This is a genomic window from Pseudomonas sp. TH32, assembly GCF_016650855.1.
Taxonomy (GTDB): Bacteria; Pseudomonadota; Gammaproteobacteria; order Pseudomonadales; family Pseudomonadaceae; genus Aquipseudomonas.
In genome coordinates this window covers 3,209,870-3,228,040 of the sequence record NZ_JAEKFA010000002.1, presented here as the reverse complement: position 1 = coordinate 3,228,040, position 18,171 = coordinate 3,209,870, and the positions used below count along the sequence as shown (strand labels likewise).

Annotated in this window: 12 protein-coding genes, 4 tRNA genes and 1 pseudogene; 11 read left to right on the top strand and 6 right to left on the bottom strand. The window is 59.4% G+C overall.

Translation table 11 applies throughout. The features are described from left to right. Positions 1-143: 143 nt before the first annotated feature. The gene (locus tag JFV30_RS18405) at positions 144-1,427 is read left to right on the top strand and encodes a Zn-dependent hydrolase (RefSeq protein ID WP_201124841.1); all 1,284 of its coding nucleotides are present in this window, start codon (positions 144-146) and stop codon (positions 1,425-1,427) included. A 139-nt stretch (positions 1,428-1,566) separates the two neighbouring features. On the opposite strand, the gene JFV30_RS18400 is transcribed toward JFV30_RS18405, so the two are convergent. From JFV30_RS18400 to JFV30_RS18390, 3 genes and pseudogenes are all read right to left on the bottom strand, one after another. After that, a complete protein-coding gene (locus JFV30_RS18400; protein ID WP_201124840.1) occupies positions 1,567-2,985 on the bottom strand; it encodes an efflux transporter outer membrane subunit in 1,419 nt (472 codons plus the stop codon). Next, positions 2,969-4,135 (bottom strand): efflux RND transporter periplasmic adaptor subunit, encoded by a 1,167-nt coding sequence (locus tag JFV30_RS18395; RefSeq protein WP_201124839.1) that lies wholly within the window; start codon positions 4,133-4,135, stop codon positions 2,969-2,971. Before JFV30_RS18395 ends, JFV30_RS18400 begins: the two co-directional genes overlap by 17 nt. Further along, positions 4,125-7,345: pseudogene (locus JFV30_RS18390) on the bottom strand (efflux RND transporter permease subunit). The gene JFV30_RS18395 and the pseudogene JFV30_RS18390 overlap by 11 nt, the downstream one beginning before the upstream one ends. Positions 7,346-7,561: 216 nt before the next feature. Between JFV30_RS18390 and JFV30_RS18385 the strand changes: the two are divergent. Beyond that, positions 7,562-7,972, top strand: coding sequence for a PA0061/PA0062 family lipoprotein (locus JFV30_RS18385; RefSeq protein WP_010166823.1), 411 nt, complete (start codon positions 7,562-7,564; stop codon positions 7,970-7,972). Between the two features lie 4 nt (positions 7,973-7,976). Here JFV30_RS18385 and JFV30_RS18380 read toward each other — a convergent pair whose 3' ends face one another. Next, a complete protein-coding gene (locus tag JFV30_RS18380; RefSeq protein WP_201124838.1) occupies positions 7,977-8,138 on the bottom strand; it encodes a hypothetical protein in 162 nt (53 codons plus the stop codon). 263 nt (positions 8,139-8,401) lie between these two features. Between JFV30_RS18380 and JFV30_RS18375 the strand changes: the two genes are divergently transcribed. Next, on the top strand, positions 8,402-9,031 hold the full coding sequence (locus JFV30_RS18375) for a peptidase C39 family protein (protein WP_201124837.1): 630 nt from the start codon (positions 8,402-8,404) through the stop codon (positions 9,029-9,031). A gap of 45 nt (positions 9,032-9,076) precedes the next feature. On the opposite strand, the gene pbpG is transcribed toward JFV30_RS18375, so the two are convergent. Continuing rightward, a complete protein-coding gene (pbpG, locus tag JFV30_RS18370; RefSeq protein ID WP_029615757.1) occupies positions 9,077-10,009 on the bottom strand; it encodes a D-alanyl-D-alanine endopeptidase in 933 nt (310 codons plus the stop codon). Between the two features lie 208 nt (positions 10,010-10,217). Further along, on the bottom strand, positions 10,218-11,072 hold the full coding sequence (gene folD / locus JFV30_RS18365) for a bifunctional methylenetetrahydrofolate dehydrogenase/methenyltetrahydrofolate cyclohydrolase FolD (protein ID WP_010166832.1): 855 nt from the start codon (positions 11,070-11,072) through the stop codon (positions 10,218-10,220). 230 nt (positions 11,073-11,302) lie between these two features. Between folD and JFV30_RS18360 the strand changes: the two genes are divergently transcribed. The 8 genes from JFV30_RS18360 to lon all read left to right on the top strand — a co-directional run bounded on the left by JFV30_RS18360 (position 11,303) and on the right by lon (position 18,168). Next, positions 11,303-11,379 (top strand) — tRNA-Arg (locus JFV30_RS18360). A 32-nt stretch (positions 11,380-11,411) separates the two neighbouring features. Beyond that, positions 11,412-11,487, top strand: a tRNA-His gene (locus tag JFV30_RS18355). A 53-nt stretch (positions 11,488-11,540) separates the two neighbouring features. Next, positions 11,541-11,625: transfer RNA gene (locus tag JFV30_RS18350), tRNA-Leu, on the top strand. An 81-nt stretch (positions 11,626-11,706) separates the two neighbouring features. After that, a tRNA-His gene (locus JFV30_RS18345) sits at positions 11,707-11,782 on the top strand. A 403-nt stretch (positions 11,783-12,185) separates the two neighbouring features. Continuing rightward, positions 12,186-13,496, top strand: a complete 1,311-nt coding sequence (gene tig / locus JFV30_RS18340) for a trigger factor (protein ID WP_169389165.1) — start codon at positions 12,186-12,188, stop codon at positions 13,494-13,496. A 92-nt stretch (positions 13,497-13,588) separates the two neighbouring features. Next, complete coding sequence (clpP, locus tag JFV30_RS18335; RefSeq protein ID WP_003174822.1) at positions 13,589-14,224, top strand: ATP-dependent Clp endopeptidase proteolytic subunit ClpP; 636 nt, start codon at positions 13,589-13,591, stop codon at positions 14,222-14,224. A 112-nt stretch (positions 14,225-14,336) separates the two neighbouring features. Continuing rightward, positions 14,337-15,620: an ATP-dependent Clp protease ATP-binding subunit ClpX gene (gene clpX / locus JFV30_RS18330; protein WP_003207856.1), complete on the top strand. Its 1,284-nt coding sequence runs from the start codon at positions 14,337-14,339 to the stop codon at positions 15,618-15,620. A 151-nt stretch (positions 15,621-15,771) separates the two neighbouring features. Continuing rightward, positions 15,772-18,168 carry an endopeptidase La gene (gene lon / locus JFV30_RS18325; protein ID WP_201124836.1) on the top strand — a complete coding sequence of 799 codons (2,397 nt, stop codon included), beginning with the start codon at positions 15,772-15,774 and terminating at the stop codon, positions 18,166-18,168. Positions 18,169-18,171 lie beyond the last annotated feature (3 nt).

Genomic DNA, 18,171 nt, shown 5'->3' with positions numbered 1-18,171 from the left:
ACACGGTCAATGTGGGAGCTGGCTTGCCTGCGATGGCATCGACCCGGTGTAACTGAAAGACCGAGTCGCCCGCATCGCAGGCAAGCCAGCTCCCACAGTTGACCGAGTCGATTCATATAAAAAAGTAGCCTGAGGAGATCCCCATGAACGCTGCCGCAGACGTTCTGCAATCCACCCATCAGCACATCAACCGCGACCGTTTGTGGCTGTCCCTGATGGAACTCGCCAAGCTCGGCGCTACGCCCAAAGGCGGTGTCTGCCGCCTGGCCCTTACCGACCTTGATCGCCAGGCCCGGGACCTGTTTGTGAAGTGGTGCGAGGAGGCTGGCTGCACCGTGACCATCGATGGCGTGGGCAATATCTTCGCCCGCCGGCCGGGGCGCAATCCCAAATTGCCGCCGGTGATGACCGGCAGCCATATCGACACCCAGCCCACCGGTGGCAAGTTTGATGGGTGTTTTGGTGTGCTGGCGGGCGTTGAGGTGTTGCGCACCCTCAACGACCTTAAGGTGGAAACCGAGGCGCCGCTGGAAGTGGTGGTGTGGACCAACGAAGAGGGCTCGCGCTTTCCGCCCTGCATGATGGGCTCCGGCGTGTTTGCCGAGAAATTTACCCTGGCAGACACGCTCGCCAAGACCGACGCCGACGGTGTAACCGTGGGTGACGCGCTGAATGCCATTGGCTACGCCGGCTCCCGGCCGGTGAGCGGGCACAAGGTGGGCGCGTATTTCGAAGCGCATATCGAGCAAGGCCCGATTCTTGAGGATGAAAAGAAAACCATTGGCGTGGTGCTGGGCGCCCTCGGCCAGAAATGGTTCGACCTGAAACTGCGCGGCGTCGAGGCCCACGCAGGACCGACGCCGATGCACCTGCGTAAGGATGCGTTGGTAGGTGCCGCTGCTGTGGTCGCCGCCGTCAATGCGGCCGCGCTGGGCCATCAGCCTCACGCCTGCGGCACCGTCGGTTGCCTGCAAGCCTATCCGGGTTCACGCAACGTGATTCCCGGCGAAGTGCGCATGACCCTGGACTTCCGTCATCTGGAACCGGCGCGCCTGGATTCGATGATTGACCAGGTGCGCAAGGTGATCGACGACACGTGCGCCAAGCACGGCCTGACGTTCGAGATGACACCCACCGCCGACTTCCCGCCGCTGTACTTCGACAAAGGCTGCGTGGATGCCGTGCGTGATGCGGCCAATGGTCTGGGGCTGTCGAACATGGACATTGTGAGCGGGGCAGGGCATGACGCGATTTTCGTCGCAGAACTGGGCCCGGCGGGGATGATCTTTGTGCCGTGCGAAGGCGGCATCAGCCATAACGAAATCGAGAACGCAGCGCCCGATGATTTGGCGGCGGGGTGTGCGGTGTTGTTGAGGGCGATGGTGGCGGCGTCGGTGGCGATTGCCGGCGGCAAACTGGCTGCCTGAGTACGTTCAGTCACTGCTATAAAATGTGGGAGGGGCTTGCTCCCGAAGGCGGTGTATCAGCCAGCACATCTGGTACTGACCCACCGCCTTCGGGAGCAAGCCCTCCCACATTTGAGCTAGGGTGTTCGTGAAATGGGTATCAGGCGTCAGGCTTCCAGCCGCCACCCAGCGCCGTCACCAAACCCACACTCGCTTGCAATTGCCGCGTCTGCACCGCCTGCAACGTCCTCTGCGCCTGCAAGGCCGCCGTCTGCGCCGTCACCACATCCAGGTAACTCACCGCACCCGCCTGATAACTGTTCATCGCCAGCGCCTGCGTGTGCTCGGCCGCATTCGCAGCGGCCTGTTCATCCATCGCTTCCTGCTGCAAATCACGCAATTGCCCAAGGTTGTCTTCCACCTCACGCACTGCCCGCAAAACCTGGCTACGGTAATGCGCCGAAGCCTCTTCAAACTCCGCCTTGGCCTGGCGTTCATTGGCACTCAACCGCCCGCCATCAAAGATCGGCAAGTTGACCAGCGGCCCCAGCGCCCAATACCGATTGGCCGCCGAGAACAAGTTGCCCACGCCCTGGGTCTGCCCGCCAATCAAGCCGGTCAAACTGAAGTCCGGGTACCACGCGGCCTTCGCCACGCCGATATTCGCGTTGGCCGCAAACACTCGTCGTTCCGCCGCCGCAATATCGGGGCGACGTTGCAGCAGGTGGCTTGGCAGCTGTTGTGGTATTCCCGGCAACGCGATCAGTTGCGTGCTCGGCGGCAGTTGGAATTCGCTGGCGGAGACGCCTACCAACTCCCCAATCGCATGCTCGGTGAGATTGCGCTGGCCACGCACGTCATCCAGCTGCGCCTCGGCTTCAGCCAGCTGGTTCTGTGCGCGGGTCAGGTCGAGTTCCGAGGCGATCTGCCCTTCGTACCGGCTGCGGGTCAGTTGCAACGCCTGGCCAAAATCGTCCAGGGAGCTGCTAAGGATCCGGCTCTGGGCATCCAGCCCGTTGAGCTGCACGTACAGCGTCGCCAACTGATGCTGCAGGCTCAGGCGTGCCACCGCCAAATCGTCCCCGGAGGCTTGTGCCTGTGCGTCACCCGCGGCCACCTGGTTGCGGATTTTGCCCCACAGATCCAGATCAAAACTCAGCGCAAAACCGGCCGTGTTGCTGTTGTACACCGAAGGCTGGGTATCACCCCGCAGCGGCCGGCTGTCTGATTGCCGCTGGCGCAACGGTTGTGCGCTGGCGGTGATTTGCGGGAACAACCCGGCATGCAGTTGGCTGGCGTAGGCCTGGGACGCATCGAAATGCGCCAGCGCCGCTGCGAGGTCCGGGTTGGCCTTGAGCAGTTGTTCCTGCAGGTCGTTCAGGCGCTGGTCCTGGTACAGCTGCCACCACTTCGGCGCCAGTTGGTCGGACGGCTGCGCGCTGTGCCACGGGCCGTCGCTGGTCTGTTCGCGGTACTTGGCCGGCAGGTCCAGGGTCGGTGCCTTGTAGGTGGGCGCCAGCGAGCAACCGTGCAGTGCTACCAATACCAGGGCCGCGAGGGGTTTAAGCCTTGGGCGCATGGGCACCTCCGGCGTCGGCCATTTGCACGGCGTCGCCTTCGCGCAACGCATCGGGCGGGTTGTCGACCACGCGGTCGGCGGGTTTCAGGCCCTGGTCGATCACCAGGCGTTCGCCCAGGTCGAGGCCGATGTGGATGTCTTGCAGGTGCACGTGATTCTTCGCATCCAGTACCGCGACCTGGGTGCCTTCGGCGCGGAAGATCAATGCGCTGGCCGGGATGCTCACGCCATGGGTATCGGCCGGGATGGCCAGGGTGGCTTCGGCGTAGTCGCCGGGCAGCAATTTGCCGTCCGGGTTGTCGGCTACGAACTGCGCAAGCAAGGTGCCGGAGCGACGGTCGATGGCGGTGGAATCGCCCATCAGCTTCGCGCTGAAGTGTTCGCCGGGATGCTCGGGTACCGTCAGTTGTGCGGCGAGCCCCGGATGAATCACCGCCGCATAGTTCTGCGGCACCGGTACGTAGAGGCGCAGTTGGTGGGTGTCGGCGATGTCGAACAGCTCCGGGTCGGTGTCACTGTCGGCCTTGATCAGTTGGCCGATATCGGTGTTGCGCGCGGTGATCACACCGGCGAACGGTGCGCGGATGGTCTTGTAGTCTTCCAGCGCCGAGAGCCGTGCATAGTCAGCTTCGGCAGCCTGGGCGTTGGCCTTGGCGGCCAGGGCATTCGAGGTTTTTTCATCGGCCTCCTGGCGCGAAACCGAATGGCTGTCCAGCAGGTTTTTCCAGCGGGTGGCGGTGGTTTCCGCCAGGCGTGCGTTGGCCTGTTCCTGCACCATGCGAGCGTGGGTTTGCGCCACTTGCTGGTCGAGGTCTGGGCTGTCGATTTCGGCGAGGATCTGCCCGGCCTTGACCTGGCTGCCGATGTCGACTTTCCAGTCTTTCAGGTAACCGCTGACCCGTGCATGAATCGGTGCCTTGCTCCAGGCTTCGAGGTGCGCGGGCAGGCGCAGGGTGTCGCCGGCCGCGTTCTGTTTGGGCTGGAATACCAGCACTTGCGGGACAGCGGCGGTTTCAGTCCAGGCGGTGACGGATTTCTCATGCATCGTACGGGCGTGCAGGCCGTTGGCGACCAACAGGGCGGCCAGTGTCAGGCCGCCGACACCCATGAGCATCAGACGCTTGCGCGAGGGTTTGTGATCAGACGACATGTGGGGTTTCTCCAGCAGCAGCGCGAATAGGGTGACGACCGTGGACCAGACTGAAGACCACGGGTACAAACAGCAAAGTGGCAGTGGTGGCGAGGATCAGGCCGCCGATCACGGCACGTCCCAGCGGCGCGTTTTGTTCTTCGGACAAGGCCAGCGGCAGCATGCCGATGATCATCGCCAGGGCGGTCATGCACACCGGGCGGAAGCGTGTGTAGCCAGCCTCCAGTGCCGCCTTGAGGGCATCGCCATGTTCGGCCAGGCGCTCTCGGCAGAAGCTCACCACCAAAATCGAGTTGGCGGTGGCCACGCCCATACAGAGGATGGCCCCCGTGAGTGCAGGTACCGACAATGAGGTGCCGCTGAGGAACAGCATCCACACGATGCCCGCGAGGGCCGCCGGCAGCGCGGTGATGATCACGAACGGGTCGGTCCAGGACTGGAAGTTGACCACGATCAGCAGGTAGATCAACACCACCGCACCGAGCAGGCCAAAGCTCAAACCGTTGAACGCTTCATGCAGCGCATCGATCTGCCCGTGCAGGCTGATGGTCGCGCCTTTGGGGCGCATCGGGGCCATGTCATTCAGCACCTTTTGCACGTCGCTGGCGACGCCGCCAAGGTCGCGGCCTTGCACGTTGGCGTACAGGTCCAGGGTCGGCTCGATGTTGTAGTGGGTCACCACCGCCGGGCTTTGCACGCGGGAGATCGTCGCCACGCCGCCGAGGATCTGCGACTGGCCATCGGCACCGGTCACCGGCAGCGCTTCCAGGGACGGCAGGCTGTCGAGGCGGTATTGCGGCGTTGCAGCCACGATCGAATACGACACGCCGTTGGCCGGGTTGAGCCAGAAGGTCGGTGCCGTTTGCGAACTGCCGGCCAGGGACGCAACCATGCTGTTGGTCACGTCACGCTCGGTAATGCCCAGGCCGTTGGCGCGCATCCGGTCCACGTTGACTTGCAGCGACGGGTAGCCGGTGGACTGCTGGATTCGCAGGTCGGCAATGCCCGGTATGTGCTTCAGGCGACGTTCCAGTTCGATGGCGTAGGCGCGGTTTTCCTCATCGCTGCGCCCGGAGATTTTCACGTCCAGTGGCGCCGGCGAGCCGAAGTTGAGGATCTGGCTGCTGATGTCTGCCGGGAGGAATGCGAACTGGCTGCCGGGGAAACTTTCGGGCAGCGCTTCACGCAGTTTTTTCACGTAGTCGGCAGTCGGTGCATGGTCTTTTTCAGGGTGACCTGGATGTCACCGTCCTGTGGGCCGATGGTGCCGCTGCTGCTGTAGGCCATGTCGATGCCGCTCAGCGGGATGCCGATGTTGTCGACGATGGTGTCCAGCTCGTCTGCCGGAACGATCTCGCGAATCCGCGCTTCAATCCGGTCAAACGCCGCAGCGCTTTCTTCGATCCGCGTACCCAGCGGCAAGCGCACGTGCAGGGCCATGGCGCCGGCGTCGGTGGCCGGAAAGAAGTCCTGGCCCAGGCTTGGCAACAGCAGGAACGAGGCGAGGATGCACGCCAGGAACCCCACGATGAACCGCTTGCGTGCGCCCAGGGCGAGGGTCAGCAGGCTGTGGTAAACGTCCCGCAGGTTGGAGAAGTGACGCTCGAAACCCTGCTGGAAATTCAGCACCGATTGCAGCACGGCGTTGCGTTGGGGTTTGTGCTGGTCGCCCTCGTGGTGGTTGATGAATGCATCTTCCGGGTGATGACCTTCGCCTTGCTCCGGCACATGAGGCTTGAGCAGGAACATCGCCAGGGTCGGCACCAGTGTCCGTGAGAGGATGAACGAACTGGCCATGGCGAAAATCACCGCCAGCGCCATCGGGCGGAACAGGTAGCCGGCGATGCCTTGCAGCATGAACATCGGCACAAACACGATGCAGATACACAGCAGGGACACGAACGCCGGGCCGACGATTTGCTTGGCGCCGTCGAGGATCGCGTCCTTCACCGCCTTGCCTTGTTCCAGGTGCCAGTTGATGTTTTCGATGGTCACCGTGGCGTCATCCACCAGGATCCCCACCGCCAACGCCAGCCCGCCGAGGGTCATGACGTTGAGGGTCTGCCCGGTGGCCGCCAGCAGCGCGATGGCCGACAGCACCGCGAGGGGAATCGAGGCGGCGATGATGATGGTCGAGCGCCAGCTGCCGAGGAACAGCAGGATCATCGCACTGGTCAGCAGGGCCGCGATGATGCCTTCCTGGGCCACGCTGCCCACCGACTGTTTGACGAACACCGAGGCATCGCCCAGCAGTGAGGTCTTCAGCGAAGGCGGCAGGGTTTCATTGATGCGCGGCAGCATCTGGCGGATGCCGTCGATGATCGACAGGGTGGAGATGCTGCCGTTTTTCAGGGCTGGCATCAGCACGGCACGGTGGCCGTCGACGCGCACGATGTTGGTCTGCGGCGGCGAGCCGTCACGCACGTGAGCCACCTGGCCGATGGTGATGATTGCGCCGTCGACCGTCTTGATCGGCAGGTCGTTGAGCTCATCAATCGCCTTGGGGCTGTTGTTGAGCAAAATCGTGTATTCGTTGGGGCCGAGTTTGGCGGTACCCACGGGGATGATCTGGTTCTGCAAGGCCAGGGCGTTGCCCACGTCTTGCGCCGACAGACCTTTGGCGGCCAGCGCCTGCGGGTCGAGGTCGAGGGTGATCTGGCGTTGCTTGCCGCCCATCGGGGTTGGCATGGCCAGGCCGGGGAGGGCACTGAGCGGCAGGCGGATGTTGTTCTGCACCAGGTCGCGGATCTTCGCTTCCGACAGGCTTGGGCTGGAGAATGCCATCTGCAGGATCGGCACCGTGGAGGCGCTGTAGTTGAGGATCAGCGGTGGGGTGATGCCCGGTGGCATCTGCTTGAGTACGGTTTGTGACACCGCTGTTACCTGAGCATTGGCGGTGCGGATATCCACGCCGGGCTGGAAGAAAATCTTCACGATGCCCATGCCGGGTAACGACTGCGATTCAATGTGTTCGATGTCGTTGACGGTGGTACTCAGGGAGCGTTCGTAGGTGTAGATCACGCGACCGGCCATGGCGTCCGGAGACAGGCCGTTGTACTGCCAGACCACCGCGACTACGGGGATGCCAATGTCGGGAAATACGTCGGTGGGGGTACGCAAGGCCGCCATGGGCCCAATGATGCAGATGAAAATTGCCAGCACGATAAACGTGTAGGGCTTGAGCAGTGCGGTCTTTACCAGCCCGAGCATGCCGTAACCTCCAAAGGAGTGGGATTGCAAACGCTCGCAGTCTTGACGGACCCACCTAACACGCACCTTTCAGCCAGGTGAAGGAAGATTTAGTTAACGGCTGAAGATCCTTTCATATGTATTCATTTGTTCAATAATGGTGACAGTACCAAGCTGGATACCGATCGAACGGAAGTCGTTTTGTCCGTTCACTCTTTATCCATTTGGAGTTCTGCCATGTCTCTTAAACCCTTGTTGTTGATCCCGGCCTTGAGTGCGGTCCTGCTGTTGTCGGCGTGCGCCGGCCCGATTCCGAAAGCGGACCCGAGCGAAGCCTGGATCGGCCTGCAAGAAGAGGCGCCCAACGACCTGATGGCCGAGCGGGTAGACGGGAAAAACATTGATGATGGCCGCTACTTCGAAGTGAAACCCGGCGCCCATCGCCTGGATGTCACCTTGTTTGAAGAAGAGGCGGGGGATGACAACCAGCAGGATTGTCGCGGGCATGTTACCTACGGCAACTTCAAGGCCGGCGAGCATTACACCCTGGTGGAATCCAGCCTCGGTACCACGGTACGCGCCGAGTTGAAGGACAGCCACGGCAAGGAATTGGCGCAGACGGAAGACTTCAGCTGCATGCCCGGCTAAGGCGTCAGGCGTGGTGCCCGGCGGGTTTGTGCAGCTTGCCGGGTGCTGCGGTTTTTACTTGAGGGTGATGGTGGCGACGGGTTACGCGCATCACGCCCCAGAGCATGGCGGCGGCGACGGCCAGCCAGCCACAGATCAAAAGCAGAATCGTTGTTGTCAGGCTCATAAGTGCCTCCTTTCGCCCGGTACAGGGCACACACTGTCTTCTCAATGGACAGTCTAGCTATCCGCAGGTTGCCTGCTATTGACCAATGGTCGTGTGCGTCCAACTTGTTTGCTCTATGGCGGGCCTTTTACTGCGGTACAAGGCTATACCCGCGCTCAAGAGCGTCCTATGATCAGGGCCCACGTCGGCCGTTGATCAAGTGAGTGACGAAGTTGCGGTTTCCCTCGAACATTAAAACCTCCTGGTGGGTCGCAGCCTGTTTCATGGGGCTGGCAGCCTGCTCCTCGCACCCAAAGCCCACGAGCATCCCGGGCCTGCCGGAGAGCGTCGAGCTCAAGGGCGTGCCGGCGTTTCGCGGTGAGACTTACCTCGGTGGCCCGGCTGCTCTGGCCAGCATGCTGTCTCAACAAGGCATTGTGATTACACCGGGCTTGCTGGATAAGCCGCTGCATTTGCCGGGCGCCGAGGCAGACCTTGAGCGCAACATGCAGGTGCTGGCCCGTGAATACGGGATGCTGGTGTACCCGCTGGACGACCAGTTGCCGGCGATGCTGGCGCAGGTCGCGGCCGGGTACCCGGTGATGGCGCGTATCACCCAGGGTTCGACCTTCTGGGCGGGGCCGCGGTATGTCGTGGTGGTGGGCTACAACAAGCAGAAGAGCATGGTGCTGCTGCGGTCGGGGTTGGCGCGTCGCATGCCCATGGACTTCAGCGCCTTTGAGTCGGCGTGGAAAGACGGCGGCAAGTGGGCCGTGCTGATTCAGCGGCCTACCCAGTTGCCGGTCAAGGTCGACGCCCAGCGCTGGCAGCAGGCGGCCAGCGCCACGGCCCAGGCGGGCCAGGAACAGGCAGCGGCCCAGGCGGTCAAGACTCTGGCCAGTCAGGCCAAATAAAAAACGGCGCTCAAGGGCGCCGTTTTTTATGCCGCTATTTACCTGTCAGCGGGACTCGGTCACCTGGACATTTGCCCGTGGGCGGTTCTTCAGGTTCTTGTCAGCCTTGTAGCGCAACGCCACGTCTGGCACGGAGCCGCTCTTGCCAGTCTCGACCCAGCTGCGGATACGGCTGGCATCGGCAAAGTGGGTGAATTTGCCGAAGGCGTCGAGGATCACCAGCGACACCGGGCGATTGCCCATGCTGGTGACCAGCACCAGGCAGTGGCCGGCCTGGTTGGTGAAGCCGGTCTTGGTCAACTTGATGTCCCAGTTGGCGCGGTTGATCAAGTGGTCGGTGTTGGAGAAGCCCAGGGTGTAGTTGGGTTTGCGGAACGAGACGGTCTTTTCCTTGGTGGTACTCAACTGGCTGAGCATCGGGTATTTGCGTGCGGCGGCCAGCAGCTTGCTCAGGTCGCGGGCGGTGGAGACGTTGTGGATCGACAGGCCGGTAGGTTCAACATAATGGGTGCTGGTCATGCCCAGCGCCTTGGCCTTGGCGTTCATCGCCGCGATAAACGCCGGGTAACCGCCCGGGTAGTGGTGGGCCAGGCTGGCGGCGGCACGGTTTTCCGAGGACATGAGGGCAATCAGCAGCATCTCTTTGCGCGGCATCTCGCTGCCGATCTTGACCCGGGAGAACACGCCTTTCATCTCCGGCGTGTCCTTGATGTTGATGTCGATGTATTCATCCATGTTCTGCTTGGCTTCCAGCACGATCAGGCCGGTCATCAGTTTGCTCACTGAGGCGATCGGCACGATGACATCCGGGTTGCTGGCATAGATGACCTTGTTGGTCTGCAGGTCCACCACCATTGCACTGCCGGAGGCGATGTGCAGGGTGGACATGTCGCGGGGGGCGATCGTGGTTTCGCTTGCGCTCGCGAAGGTGCCTGTAAATGCAAAAAATAGGCTGACAATGGAAAGATGAATTTTCACGCGGATGAACTCGCTAAAAAAGTAGGGATATACCGTTCTGCACGGACTTTCTGATAAATGCCGTTACATTTTAGGAGTATGGATCAGAAACTGTCGAATGTTCTTCTGAAAACAGATGAAACCCCTTAAAAACAAAGAAAAAAGTACTTTTTATCCGGCCAATAAAAAGCCCTGCGATAAGGCAGGGCTTTTTCAGAGCGGCTGGTTATTAGCTGTGCAGGGTTTCGGCTGCGTACAGGGTATTTTCCAGCAGGCAGGCGCGGGTCATCGGGCCAACGCCACCCGGTACCGGGGTGATCCAGCCGGCACGGGGCAGGGCGGTTTCGTACACCACGTCGCCCACCAGCTTGCCGTCGTCCTGGCGGTTGATGCCCACGTCGATCACGATGGCGCCTTCCTTGATCCATTCACCCTTGACCAGGCCCGGCTTGCCGGCGGCAACCACCACCAGGTCGGCGCGGCCGACGTGGCCGGCCAGGTCCTTGGTGAAGCGGTGGGTGACCGTCACGGTGCAGCCGGCCAGCAACAGTTCCATGGCCATCGGGCGCCCGACGATGTTGGATGCGCCCACGACTACGGCATCCAGGCCGTACAGATCGACGCCAGTGCTTTCCAGCAGGGTCATGATGCCCTTCGGGGTGCACGGGCGCAGCAGCGGGATGCGCTGTGCCAGGCGGCCGACGTTATAAGGGTGGAAACCGTCGACGTCTTTGTCCGGGCGGATGCGTTCGAGTAATTTGGACGCGTCCAGGTGCTCGGGCAACGGCAGCTGCAGCAGGATGCCGTCGATGGCCGGATCGTCGTTGAGGCTGTCGATCAGGTCGGTGAGGGCTTGCTGGGTGGTGTCTTCAGCCAAGTCGTAGGCTTTGGAAATAAAGCCGACCTCTTCACAGTCTTTACGCTTGTGCGAGACATAAACCTGAGAGGCAGGATCGCTGCCGACCAGGATCACCGCGAGGCCCGGCGTGCGCAGGCCTTGTTGGCTGCGCTCGGCGACTCGTTTGGCGATCTGCTGGCGCAGGCTGGCGGCGATTGATTTGCCGTCGATAAGTTGTGCAGTCATTACGCGTGATTAACCATCGAGAGGGGGAAGAAAAGTGCGCGCATTCTCGCATGCCATGGCGTGAGGGCAAAGGCGCTTGGTCTGCAAATTCCCCTAACCCCTTAAATAAAATGAATTTTTTATAAAAAGGATTTGACGGGTTTCGGGTCCATCTATACTATTCGTCGCACTTGTCGGGCACAGCCTAGCACTGGTTAGTTTGTAATCCTCCAAGAGTACAGATTAATAAGGCGCCCGTAGCTCAGCTGGATAGAGCATCCGCCTTCTAAGCGGATGGTCGCAGGTTCGAGTCCTGCCGGGTGCGCCATTAGGCAGCTTTGGCACAAGTAGCGCAATATGGTGGGCGTAGCTCAGTTGGTAGAGCACGGGATTGTGACTCCCGTTGTCGAGGGTTCGATCCCCTTCGTCCACCCCATATTCAAAGGGCGCCAGATTAACAGTCTGGCGCCTTTGCTTTAAGAGCTTCATGCGGATGTGGTGGAATTGGTAGACACACTGGATTTAGGTTCCAGCGCCGCGAGGCGTAAGAGTTCGAGTCTCTTCATCCGCACCAAATAAGTTTCGTGAAGGCCTGCTGGTCATCGCGAGGCTCAACAAATAGCCGTTTTGACAGGCTTTTTGGTCACGCAATATGGTGGGCGTAGCTCAGTTGGTAGAGCACGGGATTGTGACTCCCGTTGTCGAGGGTTCGATCCCCTTCGTCCACCCCATATTTCGAAAGGCGCCAGATTAATAGTCTGGCGCCTTTTTTGTTTCAGCGGTTTGAAGTTTCAACGCGGTCGCAGGTGCTGGGCTGCAAGGGCAGGGCGTTTCGTCGTATTTATGTTGCTCGATGATGCCGCGCTGCCCGCCGGCCTTGCTCGCAGGGTCGGTTGTCAGGGAGATGATCGGCAGCCGCTTCTATATATAGAAGGGTTGGCGCAGAGCCCTGGCGTGATGGGATGTATTTGCTACCGGGGCGAGGTGCATTCGTGCATTCGCACCTATAAATTGCCTGCTGCTTTTTTACCCGTTTTCAGTAGGGTGACTTCTTGAGTTTGACCCACTAGAATGCATGCCCTTGATTCTGGGGTCGGAAACGGCCGGCTAACGTCTGTGCAACGAGGAATATCCATGCAAGTTTCTGTTGAAAATACTTCTGCTCTTGAGCGCCGCATGAGCATCACCGTGCCGGCTGAGCGCATCGAGACTCAGGTCAACAAGCGTCTGCAGCAGACTGCCCAAAAGGCCAAGATTGCCGGCTTCCGTCCGGGCAAAGTGCCAATGAGCGTGATTCGTCAGCGTTATGAAGCTGATGCGCGCCAGGAAGCAGTAGGCGACGTCATCCAGTCTTCCTTCTACGAAGCTGTGGTTGAGCAGAAGCTGAACCCGGCCGGCGCTCCTTCGGTTGAGCCGAAAGTGCTGGAAAAAGGCAAGGACCTGGAATACATCGCAACCTTCGAAGTGTTCCCGGAGTTCACCGTTGCCGGTTTCGAATCCATCGCTATCGAGCGCCTGAGCGCTGAAGTGGCTGATTCGGACCTGGACAACATGCTGGAAATCCTGCGCAAGCAGAACACCCGTTTTGAAGTGGCCGATCGTGCTGCCCAGAACGAAGACCAGCTGAACATCGATTTCGTTGGCAAGGTAGACGGCGAAGCCTTCGCTGGCGGCTCCGCCAAGGGCACTCAGCTGGTGCTGGGTTCCAACCGCATGATCCCTGGTTTTGAAGACGGCCTGGTTGGCGCCAAAGCCGGCGAAGAGCGCGTTCTGAACCTGACTTTCCCGGCTGACTATCAGAACCTGGACCTGGCTGGCAAAACCGCCGAGTTCACCGTGACCGTCAACACCGTTTCCGAGCCTAAGCTGCCAGAACTGAACGAAGAATTCTTCAACCAGTTCGGCATCAAGGAAACCGGTATCGAAGGTTTCCGCACCGAAGTTCGCAAGAACATGGAGCGTGAACTGCGTCAGGCCATCAAATCCAAGGTCAAGAACCAGGTGATGGACGGTCTGCTGGCTGCCAACCCGATCGAAGTGCCTAAGGCCCTGCTGTCCAACGAAGTTGATCGTCTGCGCGTGCAGGCTGTTCAGCAGTTCGGTGGCAACATCAAGCCTGACCAACTGCCGGCCGAGCTGTTCGAAGAACAAGCCAAGCGCCGCGTTGTGCTGGGTCTGATCGTGGCTGAAGTGGTCAAGCAATTCGACCTCAAGCCTGACGAAACCCGCGTTCGCGAAATGATCCAGGAAATGGCTTCGGCCTATCAGGAGCCTGAGGCTGTTGTGTCCTGGTACTACAAGAACGACCAGCAGCTGAACGAAGTGCGTTCGGTTGTGCTGGAAGAGCAAGTTGTGGATACTGTTCTGCAGAAGGCTAAGGTGACCGATAAAGCGGTCTCTTACGAAGAAGCAGTCAAGCCGGCTGAAGCAGCACAAGCCGACTGATCGCTCAACTCGTTTGAAAATACACCCATAAGCCAGCCTCGCGCTGGCTTATGCGTATTCAAGACATGACTATTTGGGAGTAACTGCAGAGCATGTTCCGTAATTCGTATATTCAGCAGAACTCTGATATCCAGGCCGCTGGCGGCCTGGTCCCGATGGTTGTCGAGCAATCTGCTCGTGGCGAACGCGCCTATGACATCTACTCGCGCCTGCTCAAGGAGCGAGTGATCTTTCTGGTTGGTCCGGTAGAGGACTACATGGCCAACCTGATCTGTGCGCAGCTGCTGTTCCTTGAAGCGGAAAACCCGGACAAGGACATCCATCTCTACATCAACTCCCCGGGCGGCTCGGTAACGGCTGGCATGTCGATCTACGACACCATGCAGTTCATCAAGCCGAACGTATCGACCACCTGTATCGGTCAGGCGTGCAGCATGGGTGCTTTCCTGCTGACCGCTGGTGCTGAGGGCAAGCGTTACTGCCTGCCGAACTCACGCGTGATGATTCACCAGCCACTGGGCGGTTTCCAGGGCCAGGCATCGGACATCGAAATCCATGCCAAGGAAATCCTCTTCATTCGTGAGCGTCTCAACACGCTGATGGCCAAACATAGCGGGCACACCCTGGAAGAGATCGAGCGCGACACCAACCGTGACAATTTCATGAGCGCCGAAGCCGCACGTGAATACGGGTTGATCGACGCAGTGATCGAAAAGCGCCCCGCTTAATATAAGCAGCTCAAAATAGGGCTGGTCGGCAGGTCCGACCACCAGTGGGCTTGAAAAAGCCCTCAATAGCCTTCATCTTGTGTTGCAAGCCTATCGGATTTGGATCGAACGAATGACTGACACCCGCAACGGCGAGGACAACGGCAAGCTGCTCTATTGCTCCTTCTGTGGCAAAAGCCAGCATGAAGTACGCAAGTTGATTGCCGGCCCCTCGGTGTTTATCTGCGACGAGTGCGTCGACCTGTGCAATGACATCATCCGTGAGGAGGTGCAGGAAGCCCAGGCCGAAAGCAGCGCGCATAAATTGCCTTCGCCTAAAGAAATCAGCGGCATCCTTGATCAGTATGTGATTGGTCAAGAGCGTGCAAAGAAGGTTCTGGCCGTAGCGGTGTACAACCACTACAAGCGTCTGAACCAGCGTGACAAGAAAAGTGACGATGTCGAGCTCGGCAAAAGTAACATCTTGCTGATCGGTCCTACAGGTTCGGGTAAAACCCTGCTTGCAGAAACCCTGGCTCGCCTGCTGAACGTTCCCTTCACCATCGCCGACGCAACCACGCTTACCGAGGCCGGTTACGTAGGTGAAGACGTCGAGAACATCATTCAGAAGCTGCTGCAGAAATGCGATTACGACGTGGAAAAGGCCCAGATGGGCATTGTCTACATCGATGAAATCGACAAGATTTCGCGCAAATCCGACAACCCGTCGATCACCCGGGACGTTTCCGGTGAAGGCGTGCAGCAAGCGCTGTTGAAACTGATCGAAGGTACTGTTGCTTCCGTACCGCCACAAGGCGGCCGCAAGCATCCACAGCAGGAATTCCTTCAGGTTGATACGCGCAACATCCTGTTCATCTGTGGCGGTGCGTTCTCCGGTCTGGAAAAGGTTATTCAAAACCGTTCCACCCGTGGCGGCATTGGCTTCAGTGCAGAAGTACGCAGCAAGGAAGAAGGCAAGAAGGTCGGTGAATCGCTGCGTGAAGTCGAGCCTGACGATTTGGTCAAGTTCGGTCTGATCCCGGAATTCGTTGGCCGTCTGCCGGTCCTGGCGACGTTGGACGAGCTGGATGAGGCTGCGTTGATGCAGATCCTCACCGAGCCGAAAAACGCCCTGACCAAGCAATACGCCAAGTTGTTCGAGATGGAAGGTGTGGACCTCGAGTTCCGTGCTGACGCGCTCAAATCGGTGGCCAAGCGGGCGCTGGAGCGCAAGACCGGCGCCCGTGGTTTGCGCTCGATCCTCGAAGGCGTACTGCTCGACACCATGTACGAAATCCCCTCGCAGTCCGAGGTGAGTAAAGTGGTGATCGACGAAAGCGTTATAGAAGGCAAGTCCAAGCCACTGTATATCTACGAAAACAGTGAGCCGGCTGCCAAGGCTGCGCCAGACGCGTAAGCGTTGCACCGCCGAGCTGTACAAAATAAAGGGGCCTTCAGGGGCCCCTTTGTTTTTACTGCGTTTAACTGATGCCATTACGCTTGTTTTTTTTGCAGGCAGCCCCCATCTTGGTTTCAAGCTTACTTTCATCTGTCATAGAGGCGAAATCATGAAGACAACCATCGAATTGCCTCTCCTGCCGTTGCGTGATGTCGTCGTCTATCCGCACATGGTTATCCCGCTGTTCGTGGGGCGCGAGAAGTCTATCGAAGCCCTCGAGGCCGCGATGACGGGCGACAAGCAGATCCTGCTGCTGGCCCAGAGAAATCCTGCTGACGATGATCCAGGCGAAGATGCCCTGTATCGCGTTGGTACCGTTGCAACTGTCCTGCAACTGCTCAAGCTGCCTGATGGCACCGTCAAGGTGCTGGTGGAAGGTGAGCAGCGCGGTGCGGTCGAACGCTTCATGGAAGTGGACGGCCATCTGCGTGCCGAAGTGGCGCTGATCGACGAAGTCGACGCCCCTGAGCGCGAATCTGAAGTGTTTGTTCGCAGCCTGCTGTCCCAGTTCGAGCAATACGTGCAACTGGGCAAGAAAGTCCCTGCAGAAGTCCTCTCTTCCCTCAACAGCATTGATGAGCCAAGCCGCCTGGTCGATACCATGGCCGCGCACATGGCGCTGAAGATCGAGCAGAAGCAGGACATTCTCGAAATCATCGATTTGTCTGCCCGGGTCGAACACGTCCTGGCGCTGCTGGATGCCGAAATCGACCTGCTGCAGGTTGAGAAGCGCATCCGTGGCCGTGTCAAAAAGCAAATGGAGCGCAGCCAGCGCGAGTACTACCTGAATGAGCAGATGAAGGCCATTCAGAAAGAGCTGGGTGACAGCGAGGAAGGCCATAACGAAATCGAAGAGCTGAAAAAGCGCATCGATGCCGCCGGCCTGCCGAAAGACGCCATGACCAAAGCCACTGCCGAGCTGAACAAGCTCAAGCAAATGTCACCGATGTCGGCCGAAGCCACTGTGGTTCGTTCCTATATCGACTGGCTGGTGCAGGTGCCGTGGAAGGCCCAGACCAAAGTGCGTCTGGACCTGGCCCGTGCCGAAGACATTCTGGATGCCGATCACTACGGGCTCGAAGAAGTTAAAGAACGTATCCTCGAATACCTCGCCGTGCAAAAGCGCGTGAAGAAGATTCGCGGTCCGGTTTTGTGCCTGGTCGGTCCTCCTGGTGTAGGTAAAACCTCCCTGGCGGAGTCGATTGCCCACGCAACCAACCGTAAATTCGTGCGCATGGCCTTGGGTGGTGTGCGTGATGAAGCGGAAATTCGTGGTCATCGCCGGACTTACATCGGTTCGATGCCAGGAAGATTGATTCAAAAGATGACAAAGGTGGGTGTGCGCAACCCGCTGTTCCTGCTCGATGAAATCGACAAAATGGGCAGCGACATGCGTGGCGATCCGGCCTCTGCGTTGCTGGAAGTGCTCGACCCCGAGCAGAACCACAATTTCAACGACCATTACCTGGAAGTCGACTACGACCTGTCCGATGTAATGTTCCTGTGCACCTCCAACTCGATGAATATTCCGCCAGCCCTGCTGGACCGGATGGAGGTGATTCGTCTGCCGGGTTACACCGAGGACGAGAAGATCAACATCGCCGTCAAATACCTCTCGCCCAAGCAGATTGCGGCCAATGGCCTGAAAAAAGGCGAGATCGAATTTGATGCCGACGCGATCCGCGACATCATTCGTTTCTACACCCGCGAGGCCGGTGTACGGGGCCTTGAGCGTCAACTGGCGAAGATCTGCCGCAAGGCGGTGAAGGAACATGCGCTGGAAAAACGCTTCTCGGTGAAGGTCACTGCCGACCTGCTGGAACACTTCCTGGGCGTGCGTAAATTCCGTTACGGCCTGGCTGAGCAGCAGGACCAGGTGGGTCAGGTCACAGGCCTGGCGTGGACCCAGGTGGGCGGCGAATTGCTGACCATTGAGGCCGCGGTTATTCCGGGCAAGGGGCAATTGATCAAGACCGGTTCCCTGGGTGACGTGATGGTCGAATCCATCACTGCCGCGCAGACCGTGGTGCGCAGCCGCGCCAAGAGCCTGGGGATCCCCCTGGACTTCCACGAGAAGCACGACACTCACATCCACATGCCGGAAGGGGCGACCCCGAAAGACGGCCCTAGCGCTGGCGTAGGCATGTGCACGGCACTGGTATCAGCCCTGACCGGCATTCCGGTGCGCGCCGATGTGGCCATGACCGGGGAAATTACCCTGCGTGGCCAGGTACTGGCCATTGGTGGCCTCAAAGAGAAATTGCTGGCTGCACACCGGGGTGGTATCAAGACCGTGATCATTCCTGAAGAGAATGTTCGCGACTTGAAGGAGATTCCTGACAATATCAAGCAGGATCTGCAGATTAAACCGGTTAAATGGATTGACGAGGTCCTGCAAATTGCGCTGCAATACGCGCCGGAGCCCTTGCCAGATGTGGCTCCGGAGATAGTCGCGAAGGACGAAAAACGCGAGACTGACTCTAAGGAAAGAATTAGCACGCATTAATAC

What these genes read in the sequence shown, in the direction of transcription:
- JFV30_RS18405 (WP_201124841.1), top strand. Translation starts at nt 144, where the DNA reads ATGAACGCTGCCGCAGACGTTCTGCAATCCACCCATCAGCACATCAAC.
- JFV30_RS18400 (WP_201124840.1), bottom strand. Translation starts at nt 2,985, where the DNA reads ATGCGCCCAAGGCTTAAACCCCTCGCGGCCCTGGTATTGGTAGCACTG.
- JFV30_RS18395 (WP_201124839.1), bottom strand. Translation starts at nt 4,135, where the DNA reads ATGTCGTCTGATCACAAACCCTCGCGCAAGCGTCTGATGCTCATGGGT.
- JFV30_RS18385 (WP_010166823.1), top strand. Translation starts at nt 7,562, where the DNA reads ATGTCTCTTAAACCCTTGTTGTTGATCCCGGCCTTGAGTGCGGTCCTG.
- JFV30_RS18380 (WP_201124838.1), bottom strand. Translation starts at nt 8,138, where the DNA reads ATGAGCCTGACAACAACGATTCTGCTTTTGATCTGTGGCTGGCTGGCC.
- JFV30_RS18375 (WP_201124837.1), top strand. Translation starts at nt 8,402, where the DNA reads ATGGGGCTGGCAGCCTGCTCCTCGCACCCAAAGCCCACGAGCATCCCG.
- folD (WP_010166832.1), bottom strand. Translation starts at nt 11,072, where the DNA reads ATGACTGCACAACTTATCGACGGCAAATCAATCGCCGCCAGCCTGCGC.
- tig (WP_169389165.1), top strand. Translation starts at nt 12,186, where the DNA reads ATGCAAGTTTCTGTTGAAAATACTTCTGCTCTTGAGCGCCGCATGAGC.
- clpP (WP_003174822.1), top strand. Translation starts at nt 13,589, where the DNA reads ATGTTCCGTAATTCGTATATTCAGCAGAACTCTGATATCCAGGCCGCT.
- clpX (WP_003207856.1), top strand. Translation starts at nt 14,337, where the DNA reads ATGACTGACACCCGCAACGGCGAGGACAACGGCAAGCTGCTCTATTGC.
- lon (WP_201124836.1), top strand. Translation starts at nt 15,772, where the DNA reads ATGAAGACAACCATCGAATTGCCTCTCCTGCCGTTGCGTGATGTCGTC.